This is a genomic window from Streptomyces sp. NPDC058289, from assembly GCF_042880975.1.
Lineage (GTDB): Bacteria > Actinomycetota > Actinomycetes > Streptomycetales > Streptomycetaceae > Streptomyces > Streptomyces stoeckheimensis.
This window is the reverse complement of sequence record NZ_JBHVYI010000002.1, coordinates 81,590-98,906: the sequence shown is the minus strand read 5'-3', so window position 1 is coordinate 98,906 and position 17,317 is coordinate 81,590. Positions and strand designations below refer to the sequence as shown.

The following is a 17,317-nucleotide window of genomic DNA, read 5'->3' as shown; positions in this document are numbered from 1 at the left end:
AGCGGGCTTCCGTTTTCCCCCTCGGGACCGCACTCCCGAGGTCGCCTTGAAGGCAAAGGACGTCATGCCCCTGCCCACGCACGCCTATCATCGTTGCCCGAGAAAGGGTCCGAAGAGGGAACACATGCGCCACCCTCAGCCCAGTCTGCGCAAACGGTGCGAGGCGATTCTCGGCCGTCTTGACCTGAGACACCCCTTCTCGCTCGACGGACTGTGCGAGCGGATAGCCGAGCAACGGGGCCGCCCCATCCGGCTCCACCCGCTGCCCAAGGAGGCGGCGGAGTCCGGAGTGTGCGGACTGTGGGTCGGCACCGCCGACGTGGACTACGTCTTCTACGAGGCCCAGACCACCCCGCTGCACCGCGAGCACATCGTGCTCCACGAGATCGGCCACATCCTCTTCGGGCACCACTCGCTGGAAGCCCCCGTCGAGGACTCCCCGGGCGCCGGCGGGGCGGACGGACCCGTCCCCACCGTGCTCGGGCGCACCAACTACACCACCCGCCAGGAGCGGGAGGCGGAGATGCTCGCCAGCATGATCCGCATCCGCACCGGGACCCGCGGCCCGCACCTCGGCCACGGCGCCGCAGGCCGTGACACGCTCTCCCGGCTGGAGTCGGCGATGGGCTACGAGCGGCGCGGACGGGGGCCCGTCCACCGTGGCTTCTGATCTGATCGCCTTCGGCGACGCCCTCGCCGTCCCCGGCGTCGTGTGCCTCTGGATCGCCGTCCTGCTCCGCGCGCCCGGAGCCCTGCGCGCCCCGCACCAGCGGGGCCTGTGGCTCGCCGTGGCCACCGCCGCGGCCGCGATGACCCTGAACCTTCCCGACGTCGTCGCCTACGCCATGGGTCGCGACCCGGAGTACGCGCACACCATCGGGCTCGTGCGCAACCTCATCGGCGTCCTCTCGGCCGGCGCCGTGCTCTACTTCGTGGCCGCCGCCACCCGGGGCCGACGGCTCCAGATCGCCTCCGGCGCCGGCACGGTCCTCTGGCTGACCGTCCTCGTCATCCTGGACACGGCCGCGCCCGACCACGGCACGCACACCATCCCGCCCGTCGGCGACCCGGTGCCCTCCCTCGCGTACTGGCTGGTGCTGATCTCCGCCCACCTGATCGCCAACACCGTCTGCGTGTGGGTCTGCTGGCGCTACAGCCGCCGTGCCGAGAGCCGGGGCCTCGCCGCCGGACTGCTGCTGTTCGGCCTGGGCACCGCGCTCGCCGGGGTGTTCTGGTTCGTGTACCTGCTCAAGGCGCTGTTCGGCTTCACCTGGGCGATGCCCGCCAACCCGCTGCTGATGAACGTGCACGGACTGCTCCGCGCCGCCGCGATCCTCGTCCCGACGCTGTTCACCTTCCGCCGCACGGCCGCCGACACCGCCACCGCCTGGCGGCTGTGGCCGCTCTGGCGCGACCTGGTCCACGCCGTCCCGCACGTCGCCCTCAACGAGCCGCGCGCCGGCCGGGTGCTGGAACTGCTGTGGCCGCCGGTCCCGCGCAACCTGCTCGTCTACCGCAAGGTCATCGAGACCCGCGACGCCATCCTGATCCTGGGGGAGTACGTCGCCCCCGGCGTGCCCGAGCTCGCGCGCAGCCACGTGGCCGGCAGCGGAGTGCCCGAACAGCGGGCCAGTGCGGCCGCGCTGGCCTGCGTACTGAAGGAGGCGCGGCAGGCGAAGCTGGCCGGGATCCCGCAACAGCGGTCCGACGAGAACGCCTTGGAGCTGCCCGCAGCCCTCCAGACCTCGGCCGAGGCAGGGGACCTGGAAGGCGAGGCCCGCTTCCTCGTGGACGTGGCCCAGGCCTACGCCTCACCGGCCACGGCCGGCTTCACCGCGTGAGCCGCGCAAGCCGCGCAAGCCGCGCGAGCCACGCGAGCACGCAACACGCCCGACAGCCAGGAAGAGAACGTCTCTTGACCACCACCGTACTGATCACAGGGGCCAGCGCCGGACTGGGCGCGGCCTTCGCCCGCGGCTTCGCCGCCAAGGGCTGCGACCTCGTCCTCGTCGCCCGCGACAAGGACCGCCTCGAAGACGTCGCCGCTGACCTCGCCCGGGAATTCGGCTCCGTCTGCGAGGTGCTCCCCGCCGACCTGCTCGACGCGGGCGGTCTCGGAACCGTCGCCGAGCGGCTCGCCGACCGGGCCCGGCCCGTCGACATCCTGGTCAACAACGCCGGCTTCGGACTCCCCGCGCCCTTCCCGTACAACCCGGTCGAGGACGAGGAGCGGATGCTCGACCTGCTCGTCAAGGTGCCGCTCCGGCTCACCCACGCGGTGCTCCCGGGCCTGCGCGAGCGCCGCCGCGGCGCGGTGCTCAACGTCTCCTCGGTGGCCGGACTCCTGCCGACCGGGACCTACGGCGCCGCGAAGGCCTGGATCACGGCCTTCAGCGAGTCGCTGCGCGTGGACATGGAGCCGTACGGGGTCCGCGTGCTGGCGGTGGTCCCGGGATTCACCCGCACCGAGTTCCAGGAGCGCGCCGGGATGGACGTCACCGCCCTGCGCGACGCGGTGTGGCTGGAGCCGCGCGACGTGGTGGCCAAGGCGCTGAAGGACCTGGCCCTGCGCCGCCCGGTGAGCATCACGGGCCGGCACTACCGGGCGTACGCCCTGGCGGTCCGCCACCTCCCGCGGGCCTTCGTGGCCCGGAAGATGGCCCGCAAGCGGCGGGCCCCGGCGGACCGGCCGGACGGGAGCTGACGCGGGCGTCGCGGCAGCCCGGTGCGCGGCCCTGTGACAGGGTCGCGCACGCCTGGGTTGGAGGGCGAGTCAGCAGTCGCCGTGGTTGTAACCTCCGTAGCCGTAGTCGTCATCGTCGTCCCACCAGCCGCCGTGGTGCCAGCCGTTGTCGTCGTCGTGGTCCCAGCCGCCGGCGACGTAGCTCACGTGTTGGGCCGGGGTCGCCGCCGAGGCGGTACCCGCCGTGCCCAGTGCGGCTCCGCCGGCCATCAGGAGACCGGCAGCGGAGACGGCGAAGAGGCGCTTCGCTCTCAGTGCAAACATGAGAATTTTCCCTTTCCTTCCACCCTCCTCGAACCTCTCCGAGGCAGAAGGGTGGAACCGCGGGCTGCGTACGAATACACGCAACGCGGAATCGGATGCAGGGCCGCCGAATATGCGGAAGCACGTGTCTGCCTACCCTGGCGCCGTGGAACGGCCGGCCATGGGGGTGTGCTCCGCGGTTGCGGCTCTCACCCACAAAGGCTAGTCGGGCTCGAGCCGGTCGGCATCTTGGGCGGGCTCCGGTCTAGAGCTCGGTGACCTTGCCGTCCGCGACGTGCATGCGGCGGGTCACCTGGACCGCGTCGAGCATCCGGCGGTCGTGGGTGACCAGCAGCAGGGTGCCCTCGTAGGACTCGAGAGCGGACTCCAGTTGCTCGATCGCCGGCAGGTCGAGGTGGTTCGTCGGCTCGTCCAGCACCAGCAGGTTCACCCCGCGCCCCTGGAGCAGCGCCAGGGCCGCACGGGTGCGCTCGCCGGGGGAGAGGGTGGCCGCCGGGCGGGTCACGTGCGCCGCCTTCAGGCCGAACTTGGCCAGCAGGGTGCGGACTTCGGCCGGCTCGGTGTCGGGCACGGCGGCGCAGAAGGCGTCGATGAGCGGCTCGTCGCCCAGGAACAGGCCGCGGGCCTGGTCGACTTCGCCGACCCGTACGCCAGAGCCGAGGGTGGCGGAGCCGGCGTCCGGGGCCAGGCGGCCCAGGAGCACGGCCAACAGGGTCGACTTTCCGGCCCCGTTGGCGCCGGTGATGGCGACCCGGTCCGCCCAGTCGATCTGCAGGCTCGCCGGTCCGAAACCGAAGTCACCGCGCTGGACCACCGCTTCGCGCAGGGTGGCGACCACGGAGCCGGAGCGCGGGGCCGCCGCGATCTCCATGCGCAGCTCCCACTCCTTGCGCGGCTCGTCGACCACTTCGAGCCGCTCGATCGCGCGCTGCGTCTGGCGGGCCTTGGAGGCCTGCTTCTCGCTCGCGTCGGCGCTGAACTTCCTGGCGGCCTTGTCGTTGTCGGTGGCCTTGCGCTTGGAGTTCTTGACGCCCTTGTCCATCCAACCGCGCTGCATCGCGGCCCGGTCCTCCAGCGCGGAGCGCTTGTCGGAGTACTCGCCGTACTCCTCGCGGGCGTGGTTGCGGGCCCGCTCGCGCTCCTCCAAGTAGGCGTCGTAGCCGCCGCCGTAGAGGTTGATCTGCTGCTGGGCCAGGTCCAGTTCGAGGATCTTGGTGACGGTGCGCGTGAGGAACTCGCGGTCGTGGCTGATGACGACGGTGCCGGCGCGCAGTCCCTTCACGAACTGTTCCAGGCGCTCCAGACCGTCGAGGTCCAGGTCGTTGGTGGGTTCGTCGAGCAGGAAGACGTCGTAGCGGGACAGCAGGAGCGAGGCGAGGCCGGCGCGGGCGGCCTGGCCGCCGGACAGCGCGGTCATCGGCAGGTCGAGGCCGACGGACAGCCCCAGGTCGTCGGCCACCTGCAGGGCCCGCTCGTCGAGGTCGGCCCCGCCGAGGTTCAGCCACCGGTCGAGGGCGTCCGCGTACGCGTCGTCCGCGCCGGGGGTGCCGTCCACGAGACCCTGCGTCGCCGCGTCGAGCTCGGCCTGGGCCGCTGCCACACCGGTACGGCGGGCGAGGAACTCGCGGATCGACTCGCCGGGGCGCCGCTCGGGCTCCTGGGGCAGGTGGCCGACGGCCGCGCTGGGCGGGGAGAGGCGCAGCTCACCGGTCTCGGGGGTGTCCAGCCCGGCGAGCATCCGCAGCAGGGTGGACTTCCCGGCGCCGTTGACGCCGACGAGGCCGATGACGTCGCCGGGGGCGATGACGAGGTCGAGATCGGCGAAGAGCGTGCGCTCACCGTGCGCGGCGGTGAGCTTCTTGGCGACGAGGGTTGCAGTCATGATCTGCCGATTCTATCCGCGGCCCGGCCCTCGCTTCCCCGCCCCCGCCCCCCGACCCCGGGCCGGAGCCGGTCAGGTGCCGAGGAGCCGCAGGGCCGCCCACAGCGCCGCCACCGCAGCCGCGAGCGCCGGCACGGTGGTCAGCAGCCCGAGCCGGGTGAAGTCCCGGAGCGTCACCAGATCCGCGCCGCCGCCGCCCCCGTGCAGGATCCGCCGCCAGAGCAGGGTGGCCAGCGAGCCCGCGTAGGTCAGGTTCGGCCCGACGTTCACCCCGATCAGCACCGCCAGGACCGGCCCCGCGCCGCCGGCCGAGGCCACCGGGAGCAGGGCCAGTACCGCGGGCAGGTTGTTGATCAGGTTGGCCAGTACGGCGGCCACCGCCGCCACCCCGAGCAGCGCCGGCAGCGAATCCCCCGCCGGGGTCACCCACTCCAGCCCGTCCCCGAGCCCGTGGTCCACGACCGCCCGCACCACCACCCCCAGTGCCAGCACGAACAGGCAGAAGGCAGGCGCCGTGGAGCCCAGGATCGCCGTCGGCGTGGTCTCCCGGCGCCGCAGTGCCCGTACGGCCAGGACGAGCGTGCCCGCGAGCGCCGCCCAGGCGGGGCTGGCCCCCGACAAGGAGGCGAGGGCGAAGCCGGCCAGGGTCAGCGCGAGCACCGCGGCCGCGAACCGGGGCAGCGGTACCTGCTCCCCGGCCTGCGGTATGTGCTCCGGGGGCGCCGCCAGGTCACCGCGGAAGTAGCGCCGGAACACCGCGTACTCCACGCCGATCGCCGCCAGCCAGGGCAGGGTCATGAGCGCGGCGAACCGGGTGAAGGAGAGCCCGCTCGCCGCGAAGGCGAGCAGATTGGTGAGGTTGGAGACCGGCAGCAGGAGCGAGGCGGAGTTCGCCAGGTGCGCGGTCGCGTAGACGTGCGGACGTGGCCGGGCCCCCAGCCGGGAGGCGGTCGCGAGCACCACCGGGGTCAGCAGCACCACGGTCGCGTCCAGGCTCAGCGCGGCGGTGACGACCGAGGCGACGGCGAACACCCCGCCGAGCAGAGCCACCGGCCCCCGCCCGGCCGCCCGCCGGGCCACCGCGGCGCCGGCGGCCTTGAACAGCCCCTCGTCGGCGCAGAGCCGGGCCAGCGCCAGGATCACCGCGAGGAACCCGACCACCGGCAGCAGCTCACGGGTCTGCGCCCACGCGTCGGCGGGCGGTACGACGCCCAGCACGACGAGCAGCCCGGCGGCGGGCACGGCGGCCGCGGCCTCCGGCAGCCCGCGCGGGCGCAGGACGGCGAAGGCCAGCACCCCGAGGAGGAGGGCGGCGGACAGACACGCGGCGGCGACGGGGTACAAGGACGGGCTCCGGAGCGAAGGGGACAAGAGGGGAGGGCGTACGGGGGCGCGGTGGCGGGGCGCCGGCCGGCGGCGGGCGAGGACAGGATCGCACCGGGACCTGCATGGCCGGATAGGAGGGGTACGCGTCATTGCAGCCATCGCGCTCGGTGTCACACGATGGGGCCATGTCGTCGCGAAACGTGCTCGTCGTCCTCTACGACGGCGTGCAGAGCCTGGATGTCACGGGGCCCATGGAGGTGTTCTCCGGCGCCGACCGCCACCCCGGACCGGTGCGGTACGCGCTCCGCACCGTCTCACCGGGCGGGTCCCCGGTCCGCACGAGCAGCGGACTGCGATTGGTCCCGGACGGGGACCTGGAGAGCGAGCGCCCGGGCGCCGGGACCACCCTGCTGGTGCCGGGAGGCAGGTACACGGGGGACTTCGCGCCGGAGATCACGGACTGGCTCCGCACGTACGGAGGCTCCGCGGAGCGGCTGGTGTCGGTGTGCACCGGCGGCCTGCTGCTGGCCGAGGCCGGGCTGCTGGACGGACGGCGCGCGACGACCCACTGGTACGTGTGCGAGCGGATGGCCCGGGCGTACCCGGCCGTCACCGTGGAACCCGACCCGATCTACGTCCGCGACGGGCCGGTGGCCACCTCGGCCGGGGTCACGGCGGGCATCGACCTCGCGCTGGCCCTGGTGGAGGAGGACCACGGGCGGGAACTGGCGCTGTCCGTCGCGCGGCACCTGGTGGTCTTCCTGCGGCGGCCCGGCAACCAGGCGCAGTTCAGCGCGCAGCTCGCGGCGCAGACGGCGCTGCGGGAGCCGCTGCGGGAGGTGCAGCACTGGATCACGGAGCACCCGGGAGAGGACCTGAGCGTGGAGGCCCTCGCCGCACGGGCCGCGCTGTCGCCCCGGCACTTCGCGCGGGCCTTCCGGGCGGAGACGGGGGTGACACCGGGCCGGTACGTGGAGCGGGTACGGGTCGAGCACGCGCGGCGGCTGCTGGAGGAGGGCGGCGAGGGCATCGCCCAGGTCTCCCGGGCCTGCGGCTACGCCAACCCGGAAGCCCTGCGCCGCGCCTTCGTGAAGACCCTGGGCCAACCCCCGGCCGAATACCGCCGCCGCTTCGGCACCCCGCCGCAGCCGACCCCTGAACCCTGACCCCCAGGAACCGAGCCCGACCAGGCCCCGACCACACCCCGCCGGGCCCCGGCCGAACCCGGGCCGCGCCCCGCCCGAGCCCGACCACCCCGCCGTGCAACCGCCCCGCCCCGACCACCGCTCCGGAGGAGCCATGCAGATCGCCGTCCTGCTGTTCGACGGATTCACCGCCCTCGACGCCATCGGTCCCTTCGACACCCTCGGCCGTCTCCCGGGCGCCGAGACCGTGTTCGTGGCCGAGCGGCCGGGACCCGTACGGACCGACCAGAACGCGCTCGCACTCGCCGCCTCCAAGGGCCTCGACGAGGTGACGCGGCCGGACATCGTCCTGGTGCCCGGAGGGCCGGCCACCGACCGGGAGATGAAGAACCCCGCCCTCCTCGACTGGCTGCGGACCGTAGACGCCACCACCACCTGGACCACCTCGGTCTGTAGCGGCTCGACCCTGCTCGCAGCCGCCGGCCTCCTCGACGGGCGCCGGGCCACCGGCCACTGGCTGTACCAGGACAGGTTGCCCCCGTTCGGGGTGGAGCCCGTCTCGGAGCGGGTCGTCTTCGACGGCAAGTACGTCACGGCCGCGGGGGTGTCCGCGGGGATCGACATGGGGCTCGCGCTCCTCGGCCGCATCGCGGGAGACGAGTACGCGCAGACCGTGCAGCTGATGACCGAGTACGACCCGCAGCCGCCCTACGACGCGGGCTCCCCGGAGAAGGCGCCCGCCCACATCGTCGCGCTGCTCCGCTCGGTCACTCCGAAGGCGGAGTCCAGGTGAAGGCGGGCGCGCGCCGCTCCAGGAACGCGGCGACCCCCTCCGCGATGTCGCCGCTCGCGGCGGCCTGCGCCGCCCAGTACGCGTCCCGGTCCGTGCGGCCGTCCGTGAACTCCTTCGCCGAACTCTGCGTGAGCTGGGACCGCGTGGCCAGGATCCGAGTGAACTCAGCGACCCGCTTGGCCAGTTGACCCGTCGGCAGCAGTTCGTCCAGCAGTCCGGTGCGCAGCGCCCGCTCCGCGTCGATCAACTCGGCGGAGAAGAGGAGGTACTTGGCGGCCGACGGGCCCACCAGGGACGCGAGGCGCCGGGTGGACGAGGCCGGGTACACGATGCCCAGCCTCGCCGGCGTCACCCCGAAGGAGGCCCCCTCCTCGGCGAAGCGCAGATCGCAGGCGGCGGCCAGCTGGCTGCCGCCGCCCACGCAGAACCCGCGGATCGCGGCCAGCGTGGGCTTGGGGAAGGCGGCGAGCGCCTCCTCCGCCGCCACGGCCAGGGCCTGCGGGTCGTCGTCCCCGGTCAGCGAGGAGATGTCGGCTCCCGCGCAGAAGGTCTCTCCGGCCCCCGTCAGGACCAGCACCCGTACGGCGGGATCCGCCGCGAGCCCGGCCAGCAGCTCCGGCAGCCCGCGCCACATCGCGGCCGTCATGGCGTTGCGCTTGGCGGGGTGCGAGATCACGACGGTGGCGACCCCGTCGGCGACGGAGGAGAGCAGGGCGGCGTCCATGCGCCGGATGCTATCCCGGACGGTCAAACCTATGATCAAGAGACCGGCCACCGGCAGCTCGGTGGACCGGCAGGCAGTCGCGGGGTCCGAGGGTCCGTCGGGGGCAGCGAGGAGGTGGCGCGTCCATGGGCGCAGACCGTGCAGACCGTGCAGGCCGTACGGGTCCACAGGCCGTGAAGGCCGACAAGGAGAAGGTCAGCCGCAGCTTCGCCTGGATGGCCCTGCTCGGGGCGCTCCTGGTGGTGGCCGGGCTGGTGGGCCTCGTCTACACCGGCGTCGCCACCCTGACCACGATGTTCCTCTTCGGCTGGCTGTTGCTGTTCGGCGGCGTGGTGGGTCTGCTCCAGGCGATCCAGTCCCGCAAGAGCAACTACTTCTGGCTCGCCGTCATCGTCGCCGCGATCAACATCGCGGCCGGTTTCGTGATCCTGCGCCGGCCGGAGGCGAGCGCGGAGGCGCTCACCATGTTCGCCGCGCTGCTGTTCCTCACCGGCGGGGTGTTCCGGCTGGCCGGGGCCGTCGTGGTGCGCGGCGCGCACCTCGGGCTGACCCTGGTCCAGGGCGCCTTCGGCATCCTGCTGGGCCTCCTGATCCTCGCGAACTGGCCCGGCAGCAGCCTGTACGTGATCGGAGCGTTCTTCTCCCTCGCGCTGCTGTTCGACGGCCTGAGTCTGATCGCCGTGGGCATGGGAGCCCGCCGCATCCTGGGCTTGGTCAGGGACGACGAGGTTCCGGTGACGCCGGGAGGGGCGGGAGTGGCCGCACCCGAGACGCGCGAGGCGGCCGAGAAGCGGCCCCCAGAAGATCAGGAACGGTCGAACAACTGACTCTGTCATACGCCAGTGGTCAGAAAGTGTCCGATTGATGCTGACTTCTGGTCAGTGGTCCGGCGCGGAGCGGTCCGGTCCCCACTCTTGACGTGTGCAGACGATCGAGCGTGAAGACGGGGGCCGGGAGATGGATGTGAGCGGGAGCGTCCCGCCAGTCAAGGGGGAGGAGCCGGAGGTCGCGGCTGCCCCCCTCGCGTACGAGGGAGTGTGGCGATTCACGGCACCCGCAGTAGAAGAATCCGTTCCGCAGGCCCGCCGTGCGGTCCGTGACCTGCTCGGCCGGCAGGAGGTGCCGGCCGACCGGGACCTGGTCTACTCCCTGCTGCTGATCGTCTCCGAACTGGTGACGAACTCGGTCCGGCACGCGGCCCTGCTCTCGCCGGAGGTCGCGGTGGAGGTCGCCATCGGCCGGGAGTGGGTACGGGTGGCCGTCGAGGACAACCACCCGTACCGCCCCAAGGCGCTGGAGGCCGATTTCGGCCAGACCGGCGGCCGGGGCCTTCTCCTCGTCCGGGAGATCACGCTGGAGGCCGGCGGGGTCTGCGACGTGGAGCACACCTCCACGGGCGGCAAGGTGATCTGGGCGGCGCTGCCGCTCACCACGGCCCTCGCGTCACCCGCGGCCACTCCGACCTCGGCGGTCTGAATACCCGCGCGGGGCCGCCACCGAATGCCACCGACCGCCACCGGCCGCTGCCGACCGGGGCCGGCTGCTACCAGCCCGCCGCGTCGCCCGTCAGCTCGCGGATCGCGGGCCGGGCCGCGTCCAGCACGGTCGTGAACCAGGCCGAGAACGGGACCTCGGCGTGCCGCTTCGCGAGTTCCTCGGCGGTCACGAAGGCGGTGTCCGCGATCTCCTCCGGATCCGGCCGCACCGACCGCTGCGCGAGTCCCACGAACAGGTGGTTGTACTCCTGCTCCACCAGCCCCGACGCCGGGTCCGGATGGTTGTAGCGGACCGTCCCCGCCTCCGCGAGCAGCGAGGGCGACAGCCCCAGCTCCTCGTGGGTCCGCCGGGCCGCAGCCGCGAACGGCGACTCCCCGGGGTAGGGGTGACCGCAGCACGTGTTCGACCAGACACCGGGGGAGTGGTACTTCCCGAGGGCGCGCTGCTGGAGCAGCATCCGGCCCTGCTCGTCGAAGAGGAACACCGAGAACGCCCGGTGCAGCTGACCGGGCGCCTGGTGAGCGGCGAGCTTTTCCGCCGTACCGATGGTGTTGCCGGACTCGTCGACCAGTTCGAGCATGATCGGTTCTTGAGCGCCGGTGCCGGTGGTCGCACTGTTCGCGGCGGTGGCTGGTGTGGTCGGCATACCCATCCTTCGCTTCGGACTTCGGCTTTCAGTCTGCCGTACAAATGGGGATTGCCCCCACTTCGGTGATCCGCGCATGTCCGCCCCCCGCCGCGTGATATGCGGCGAGGGGCGGAACGTGCGGATCGGTCAGTTCACCCGGCCGCGGGCCGGACCCGGCATCAAACCCCGAACGGGGCCGGGTACTTGATCGTGCCCGCGGGAACCGGCACCGAATCGTCGAGCACCAGCGCCATCATGGCCTCGTCGGGCACCTCGAAAGGCGCCTTGATCCCGAAGCGCGAAGCCGGCACGAACCCGAAGCGCCCGTAGTACTCGGGGTGCCCGAGGACGAGGACGAGGTTCTCCCCGCGCTCCGCGGCCGCCGCGAGCAGCGCCCGTACGACCGCGCTGCCGGCGCCCGAGCGCTGGACCGCAGGAGCCGCGGCCACCGGGGCGAGAGCGAGCGCCGGCACCCCGTCGACCGTGCACCGGGTCAGCAGGGCGTGCGCCGCGACCGACCCGTCCGGGGCCTCGGCCACGTAGGAGAGGCCGGGCAGCCAGGAGCCGTCGGCGCGCAGCGCGTCCACGAGGTCGGCCTCGGCCGGGGTCTCGAAGGCGGCGGAGTGCACCGCGTGCACGGCGGCCGCGTCCCCGGCCGCCTCGGGGCGGACGGGCCGGCCGCCGCCGTCCCCGGCCGTCACCGGCCGCAGGACGTAGGCGGTGTACCCGTACTCGTGCCCGTGCCGCTCCCGCACGTCGATCTCCTCGCGTACGAAGCCCAGCGCAGCCGCGGCTTGGGGACCCGAGGGTTCCGGAGCCGCGGCGACCCGCTCGCCGAGCGGGCCGTAGTAGGCCGCCCAGTCGGAGTCGGGCTGCCGGTGGATTCCGAGCACCCGGTAGCCGGCGGCCTGGATCGCGGCCAGGTTGCGGGCGGTGGAGCGCAGCGCGTAGTGCGGGTCCCAGAAGGCGCGGACCCCGGCGGACGGTTCGTCGACGGTCCATTCGCACTCGCTCAGCACCAGGGTGCCGCCGGGGGCGAGCAGACGCTTCCACCGTGCGAGCGCGGTGGCGAAGCCGATGTTGTAGGCGGAGCCCTCGGCCCAGACGAGGTCGAAGGAACCGTCCGGATGTGCGAGGTCGCCGATGTCCGCCTTGACGGCGCGGACGCGATCGGTGAGCCCGCGGGCCGCGGCGGCGGCGCGGAGCTCGTCGAGGAAGCCGTCGTGGAGGTCGACGGCGGTGACGTCGCCGCCGAGGCCGCCCGCCTCGGCGGCGAGCAGCAGTGCGCTGGGGCCGGGACCGCAGCCCAGGTCCAGGGCGCGCGGCCGCTCGGGCAGCGGTCCGCACAGGGACAGCAGGTGGCGGGTGGTGGCCTCGGAACCGGGGGACTGCCGGGGCAGGCCGCGGTGCAGCTCGAAGAACGCCTCGAAGAACAGGTCGCTCTGGGTGCTGAAACCGGTGGTGTGGGAGTTGCTGGTGTTACCGGTGTTGTCGGTCAACGTGAACCCTTGAAAGGGGGCTCCGGCCGACGGGGGTGATCGGTGTGATCAGACCCGGCCGGACGCCCGGAAGGAGAGGGGGATGTACCGGAGTGCGCTGCGCTGGGCGGCGACGCCTGCGACGGTCATCAACCCCACCTCTTTCTTTCTTTCGTCACATCTCGTGTGACATTCGGGCGATCGGGACGCTTGTACGGCATTCGTACGCGTCTGCGGCCAGCCTAACAGCCACGGTGCCGACGGCGGTTTGTGATCGCTGCTTCCGATCGTCAATGATGATCGCCACAGGGCCGACAGGCCCGTGATTTTCGGCTTATCGGAGCGTAAACGGGCGGTGAACCCCCGCTTCCGTTCATCCGATAGCCTCTGCCGACGTGCCGCCGGGCCACCCGGCGCCCGTTACCCGTGTGCGTGCAAGGAGTGAGTTCGTCTGCCGACCGTCATCCTTACCGGCCTGCCGGTGCCCGGATCAACGCTCGCCGGCGAGCTGCGCTCCCTCGGCTTCGAGGTCCGCCCCGCGGCCACCCCGTCGGAGGCCGCCGCCGCGCTGGCGCTCGTCCCCGCCGACCAGCGGGTGGCCGTCGTGGACGGGGAGTTCGTCGGGCACGTGCACGCCCTGCGGCTCGCGCTGACCGACCCGCGGTTCGACGCCTGCGCCGTCACCGGGGCCCTCGCAGTCCAGCCCGGCGCCCGCGCGTCCCTGGACCGGGCCGCCGCGAACGACGTGTACGCCCCCGTGGGCGACGGCCCGTACCCCGACCGGCTCGCCGCCGCCGTCGAGGCCGCCGGCGCCCCCGTGCACCGCCCCGAGCTGGGCACCCTCGTTGCCGCCGTGCCCGCCACCACCGCCGAGCGCGCGACGGCCACCGCCGCCGTCGCGGCCGTCGACGACGAGGCCGTCCGGCTGCGCACCGCCGTGAAGTCCCGCGACGGGTTCTTCACCACCTTCTTCATCAGCCCGTACTCGCGCTACATCGCCCGCTGGTGCGCGCGCCGCGGACTGACCCCCAACCAGGTCACGACCGCCTCGCTGATCACCGCGCTGATCGCGGCCGGCTGCGCCGCCACCGGCGACCGCTGGGGCTACGTGGCCTCCGGCGTGCTGCTGCTCCTCTCCTTCGTCCTGGACTGCACGGACGGGCAGCTCGCCCGCTACTCGCTCCAGTACTCGACGATGGGCGCCTGGCTCGACGCCACCTTCGACCGCGCGAAGGAGTACTCCTTCTACGCGGGCCTCGCGCTCGGCGCCGCCCGGAACGGCGACGACGTCTGGGCCCTGGCCCTCGGCGCCATGATCCTGATGACCTGCCGGCACGTCGTGGACTTCGCCTTCAACGAGGCCAACCACGACGCCACGGCCAATACGAGCCCCACCGCGGCGCTCTCCGACAAGCTGGACAGCGTCGGCTGGACGGTCTGGGTCCGGCGCATGATCATCCTGCCGATCGGCGAGCGCTGGGCCATGATCGCGGTCCTCATCGCCTTCACCACCCCGCGGATCGTCTTCTACGCCCTGCTCGTCGGCTGCGCCTTCGGCGCGCTCTACACCACCGCCGGCCGGGTCCTGCGCTCCCTGACCCGCAAGGCGAAGCGGACCGACCGCGCCGCCCGGGCCCTCGAGGACCTGACCGACACCGGCCCGCTGGGCGAGCTGATCGCCCGCGGCCTGCGCAGGCTGCCGCACTACACCGCGCCCGCGTTCATGGTGAGCGGGGTGGGCTCGGCGGTCATGCTGCTCGTCGCCGCACGGGAGACGTCCTTCGGCAGCCACGTGCCGATCCTCTTCGCCGGGCTGTACGTGCTGACCGCCGGAGCCGCCGTCGCGATGCCGCTCAAGGCCCCGCTGGACTGGCTGCTGCCGCCCGTCTTCCGGGCCGCCGAATACACCACGGTCCTGATCCTCGCCGCCAAGGCGGACGTCCCCGGGGCCCTTCCCGCGGCATTCGGACTGGTCGCGGCGGTCGCCTACCATCACTACGACACGGTCTACCGCATCCGCGGTGGCACCGGCGCGCCCCCGCACTGGCTGGTGCGGACGATCGGCGGGCACGAAGGCCGGGTTCTGTTGATCACGGTCCTGGCCTCCGTCCTGGCGTCGCGCGCCGTGGACTTCCCCGTCGCGCTCACGGCCCTCGCCGTGTTCGTGGCACTCGTGGTGCTCGTGGAGAGCATCCGCTTCTGGGTTTCCTCCGGGGCACCCGCCGTACATGACGAAGGAGAACCAGCATGATCGGCCTCGTCCTCGCTGCCGGAGCCGGACGCCGCCTGCGTCCCTACACCGACACCCTGCCCAAGGCCCTCGTGCCCGTCGGACCAGAAGGTGCCGAAGAGAGCATCACGGTCCTCGACCTGACGCTCGGCAACTTCGCCGAGGTCGGCCTGACCGAGGTCGCCATCGTCGTCGGCTACCGCAAGGAAGCCGTGTACGAGCGCCGGGAGGCCCTGGAGGCCAAGTACGGCGTCAAGATCACGCTGATCGACAACGACAAGGCCGAGGAGTGGAACAACGCCTACTCCCTGTGGTGCGCCCGTGACGTCCTCAAGCAGGGTGTGATCCTCGCCAACGGCGACACCGTCCACCCGGTCTCCGTCGAGAAGACCCTGCTCGCCGCCCGCGGCAAGGGCCAGAAGATCATCCTCGCCCTCGACACGGTCAAGAGCCTGGCCGACGAGGAGATGAAGGTCATCACCGACGGTGAGAAGGGCGTTCAGCGGATCACCAAGCTGATGGACCCGGCCACCGCGACCGGTGAGTACATCGGCGTCACCCTCATCGAGCCGGAGGCCGCCGAGGCGCTGGCCGAGGCCCTGAAGACCACCTTCGAGCGCGACCCCGACCTCTACTACGAGGACGGCTACCAGCAGCTCGTCAACGACGGTTTCACCATCGACGTGGCCCCCATCGGCGACGTCAAGTGGGTCGAGATCGACAACCACGACGACCTCGCCAAGGGCCGGACGATCGCATGCCAGTACTGACGAGGCTCATCCCCTCGCCCGTCGTCGTCGACATCAGCCGCGGCGCGATGGACGACCTGGCCGGCCTCCTGGCCGACCAGCGCGTCTCCGCGTCCGGCAAGCTCGCGATCGCCATCAGCGGCGGCTCCGGCGCGGTGCTGCGCGCCAAGCTGGAGCCCGTGCTGCCGCACGCCGACTGGTACTCCGTCGTCGACGGGACCATCGACTCCGCGGTCAAGCTCGCCGATGACATAAAGGGGAACCGCTACGACGCCGTGGTGGGCCTGGGCGGCGGCAAGATCATCGACGTGGCGAAGTACGCCGCGGCGCGGGTCGGGCTGCCCATGGTGGCCGTCGCCACCAACCTCTCGCACGACGGCATCTGCTCGCCGGTGTCCATCCTGGACAACGACAACGGCCGGGGCTCCTACGGGGTGCCCATGCCGATCGCGATGGTCGTCGACCTCGACGTGATCCGCGAGGCCCCGGCGCGGTTCGTCCGCGCGGGCATCGGCGACGCGATCTCCAACATCTCGGCCATCGCCGACTGGGAGCTCTCGCACCGCCTCAACGGCGAGCCCGTCGACGGCCTGGCCGCCGCCATGGCCCGTACCGCGGGGGAGTCCGTACTGCGCCACCCCGGCGGGGTCGGCGACGACGAGTTCCTCACCGTGCTCTCCGAGGCGCTGGTCCTCTCCGGCATCGCCATGGCGATCAGCGGGGACACCCGCCCCTCGTCCGGCGCCTGCCACGAGATCAGCCACGCCTTCGACCTCCTCTACCCGGGACGCTCCGCGCTCCACGGGGAGCAGGTCGGCATCGGCGCGGCCTTCGCGATGCACCTGCGGGGGGACACGGACAAGTCCGAGCTCTTCGTCCGGGTGCTGCGCGGCCACGGCCTGCCCGTGCTGCCCGAGGAGATCGGGTTCAGCGTGGACGAGTTCGTCGCGGCCGTCGAGTACGCCCCCCAGACCCGTCCGGGACGCTTCACGATCCTGGAACACCTCAACCTGTCCGCAGCCGAGATCAGGGACGCTTACGCCGACTATGCCAAGACCATCCGTAGCTGAACTCCGGCCCGTCGTTCACCCGGCGGGCGTCAAGGACCGGGTCAGCGGCGAGCACTGGGGCGGGCGCCTCTACATGCGCGAGATCTCCCTGCGCATCACCCGCCTCCTGGTCACCACCAAGGTCACGCCGAACCAGCTGACCTACGTGATGACCCTCGCCGGAGTCCTCGCCGCCCCCGCCCTGCTCGTGCCGGGCGTCTGGGGCGCAGTCCTCGGCGTGGTGGCGGTCCAGATGTACCTGCTGCTCGACTGCGTCGACGGCGAGGTCGCCCGCTGGAAGAAGCAGTTCTCGCTGTCCGGGGTCTACCTGGACCGGGTCGGCGCCTACCTGTGCGACGCGGCGGTGCTCGTCGGCTTCGGCCTGCGCGCCTCCGACCTGTGGGGCACCGGGCGCATCGACTGGCTGTGGGCCTTCCTGGGCACCCTCGCGGCGCTCGGGGCGATCCTGATCAAGGCCGAGACCGACCTGGTCGGCGTCGCCCGCCACCAGGCCGGCAAGCCCGTGGTCCAGGACGCCGCGGCCACGCCGCGCTCGTCCGGCATGGCGCTCGCCCGCCGGGCCGCCGCCGCGCTCAAGTTCCACCGCCTGGTCCTCGGCATCGAGGCCTCGCTGCTCATCCTGCTGCTGGCCGTCCTGGACCAGGTCCGCGGCGACCTGTACTTCTCCCGCCTCGGCGTCGCGGTGCTCGCCGGCATCGCCATGCTCCAGACGGTGCTGCACCTGGTGTCGGTCCTGGCCTCCAGCAGGCTCAAGTGACGGCCCCCCTGCGGCTGGGCGCCGTCATCAT

General features: G+C 72.5%; 17 protein-coding genes. 11 read left to right on the top strand and 6 right to left on the bottom strand.

Features of this window, described 5'->3' with window-relative positions:
- Nucleotides 1-124 precede the first annotated feature (124 nt).
- The 3 genes from ACFVX6_RS01350 to ACFVX6_RS01340 all read left to right on the top strand — a co-directional run bounded on the left by ACFVX6_RS01350 (nucleotide 125) and on the right by ACFVX6_RS01340 (nucleotide 2,704).
- Nucleotides 125-670 (top strand): hypothetical protein, encoded by a 546-nt coding sequence (locus tag ACFVX6_RS01350; RefSeq protein WP_389686736.1) that lies wholly within the window; start codon nucleotides 125-127, stop codon nucleotides 668-670.
- Nucleotides 660-1,841 carry an MAB_1171c family putative transporter gene (locus ACFVX6_RS01345; protein ID WP_389686733.1) on the top strand — a complete coding sequence of 394 codons (1,182 nt, stop codon included), beginning with the start codon at nucleotides 660-662 and terminating at the stop codon, nucleotides 1,839-1,841. Before ACFVX6_RS01350 ends, ACFVX6_RS01345 begins: the two co-directional genes overlap by 11 nt.
- Before the next feature lie 74 nt (nucleotides 1,842-1,915).
- Nucleotides 1,916-2,704, top strand: a complete 789-nt coding sequence (locus ACFVX6_RS01340; RefSeq protein WP_389686731.1) for an SDR family NAD(P)-dependent oxidoreductase — start codon at nucleotides 1,916-1,918, stop codon at nucleotides 2,702-2,704.
- A 69-nt stretch (nucleotides 2,705-2,773) separates the two neighbouring features.
- Here ACFVX6_RS01340 and ACFVX6_RS01335 read toward each other — a convergent pair whose 3' ends face one another.
- The 3 genes from ACFVX6_RS01335 to ACFVX6_RS01325 all read right to left on the bottom strand — a co-directional run bounded on the left by ACFVX6_RS01335 (nucleotide 2,774) and on the right by ACFVX6_RS01325 (nucleotide 6,209).
- Nucleotides 2,774-3,007, bottom strand: coding sequence for a hypothetical protein (locus tag ACFVX6_RS01335; RefSeq protein WP_389686729.1), 234 nt, complete (start codon nucleotides 3,005-3,007; stop codon nucleotides 2,774-2,776).
- A gap of 244 nt (nucleotides 3,008-3,251) precedes the next feature.
- Complete coding sequence (locus tag ACFVX6_RS01330; RefSeq protein ID WP_389686727.1) at nucleotides 3,252-4,889, bottom strand: ABC-F family ATP-binding cassette domain-containing protein; 1,638 nt, start codon at nucleotides 4,887-4,889, stop codon at nucleotides 3,252-3,254.
- Nucleotides 4,890-4,961: 72 nt separating this feature from the next.
- Nucleotides 4,962-6,209 (bottom strand): SLC13 family permease, encoded by a 1,248-nt coding sequence (locus ACFVX6_RS01325; protein WP_389686914.1) that lies wholly within the window; start codon nucleotides 6,207-6,209, stop codon nucleotides 4,962-4,964.
- Nucleotides 6,210-6,400: 191 nt separating this feature from the next.
- Between ACFVX6_RS01325 and ACFVX6_RS01320 the strand changes: the two genes are divergently transcribed.
- A complete protein-coding gene (locus ACFVX6_RS01320; RefSeq protein WP_389686725.1) occupies nucleotides 6,401-7,381 on the top strand; it encodes a GlxA family transcriptional regulator in 981 nt (326 codons plus the stop codon).
- Nucleotides 7,382-7,514: 133 nt separating this feature from the next.
- Nucleotides 7,515-8,153, top strand: coding sequence for a DJ-1/PfpI family protein (locus ACFVX6_RS01315; protein WP_389686723.1), 639 nt, complete (start codon nucleotides 7,515-7,517; stop codon nucleotides 8,151-8,153).
- Here ACFVX6_RS01315 and ACFVX6_RS01310 read toward each other — a convergent pair.
- The gene (locus tag ACFVX6_RS01310; RefSeq protein WP_389686721.1) at nucleotides 8,128-8,877 is read right to left on the bottom strand and encodes an enoyl-CoA hydratase/isomerase family protein; all 750 of its coding nucleotides are present in this window, start codon (nucleotides 8,875-8,877) and stop codon (nucleotides 8,128-8,130) included. The two genes, ACFVX6_RS01315 and ACFVX6_RS01310, sit on opposite strands and share 26 nt — an antisense overlap.
- 125 nt (nucleotides 8,878-9,002) lie before the next feature.
- Between ACFVX6_RS01310 and ACFVX6_RS01305 the strand changes: the two genes are divergently transcribed.
- Entirely contained in the window at nucleotides 9,003-9,704 is a 702-nt protein-coding gene (locus ACFVX6_RS01305; RefSeq protein WP_389686719.1) for an HdeD family acid-resistance protein, read from the top strand.
- 94 nt (nucleotides 9,705-9,798) lie between these two features.
- Nucleotides 9,799-10,353, top strand: coding sequence for an ATP-binding protein (locus tag ACFVX6_RS01300; RefSeq protein WP_389686717.1), 555 nt, complete (start codon nucleotides 9,799-9,801; stop codon nucleotides 10,351-10,353).
- Between the two features lie 67 nt (nucleotides 10,354-10,420).
- On the opposite strand, the gene idi is transcribed toward ACFVX6_RS01300, so the two are convergent.
- Nucleotides 10,421-11,020, bottom strand: a complete 600-nt coding sequence (gene idi / locus ACFVX6_RS01295) for an isopentenyl-diphosphate Delta-isomerase (protein WP_389686715.1) — start codon at nucleotides 11,018-11,020, stop codon at nucleotides 10,421-10,423.
- Nucleotides 11,021-11,181: 161 nt separating this feature from the next.
- Complete coding sequence (locus ACFVX6_RS01290; RefSeq protein ID WP_389686912.1) at nucleotides 11,182-12,438, bottom strand: GNAT family N-acetyltransferase; 1,257 nt, start codon at nucleotides 12,436-12,438, stop codon at nucleotides 11,182-11,184.
- Between the two features lie 493 nt (nucleotides 12,439-12,931).
- On the opposite strand from ACFVX6_RS01290, the gene ACFVX6_RS01285 reads away from it, so the two are divergent.
- From ACFVX6_RS01285 to ACFVX6_RS01270, 4 genes are read left to right on the top strand one after another with little or no spacing between them, the layout of a single operon-like run.
- Nucleotides 12,932-14,731, top strand: coding sequence for a DUF5941 domain-containing protein (locus ACFVX6_RS01285; RefSeq protein ID WP_389686910.1), 1,800 nt, complete (start codon nucleotides 12,932-12,934; stop codon nucleotides 14,729-14,731).
- Nucleotides 14,728-15,480 carry a phosphocholine cytidylyltransferase family protein gene (locus ACFVX6_RS01280; protein WP_266903134.1) on the top strand — a complete coding sequence of 251 codons (753 nt, stop codon included), beginning with the start codon at nucleotides 14,728-14,730 and terminating at the stop codon, nucleotides 15,478-15,480. Before ACFVX6_RS01285 ends, ACFVX6_RS01280 begins: the two co-directional genes overlap by 4 nt.
- A complete protein-coding gene (locus ACFVX6_RS01275; RefSeq protein WP_389686713.1) occupies nucleotides 15,468-16,529 on the top strand; it encodes an iron-containing alcohol dehydrogenase family protein in 1,062 nt (353 codons plus the stop codon). Before ACFVX6_RS01280 ends, ACFVX6_RS01275 begins: the two co-directional genes overlap by 13 nt.
- The gene (locus ACFVX6_RS01270) at nucleotides 16,507-17,286 is read left to right on the top strand and encodes a CDP-alcohol phosphatidyltransferase family protein (protein WP_389686711.1); all 780 of its coding nucleotides are present in this window, start codon (nucleotides 16,507-16,509) and stop codon (nucleotides 17,284-17,286) included. The genes ACFVX6_RS01275 and ACFVX6_RS01270 overlap by 23 nt, the downstream gene beginning before the upstream one ends.
- Nucleotides 17,287-17,317: the final 31 nt, after the last annotated feature.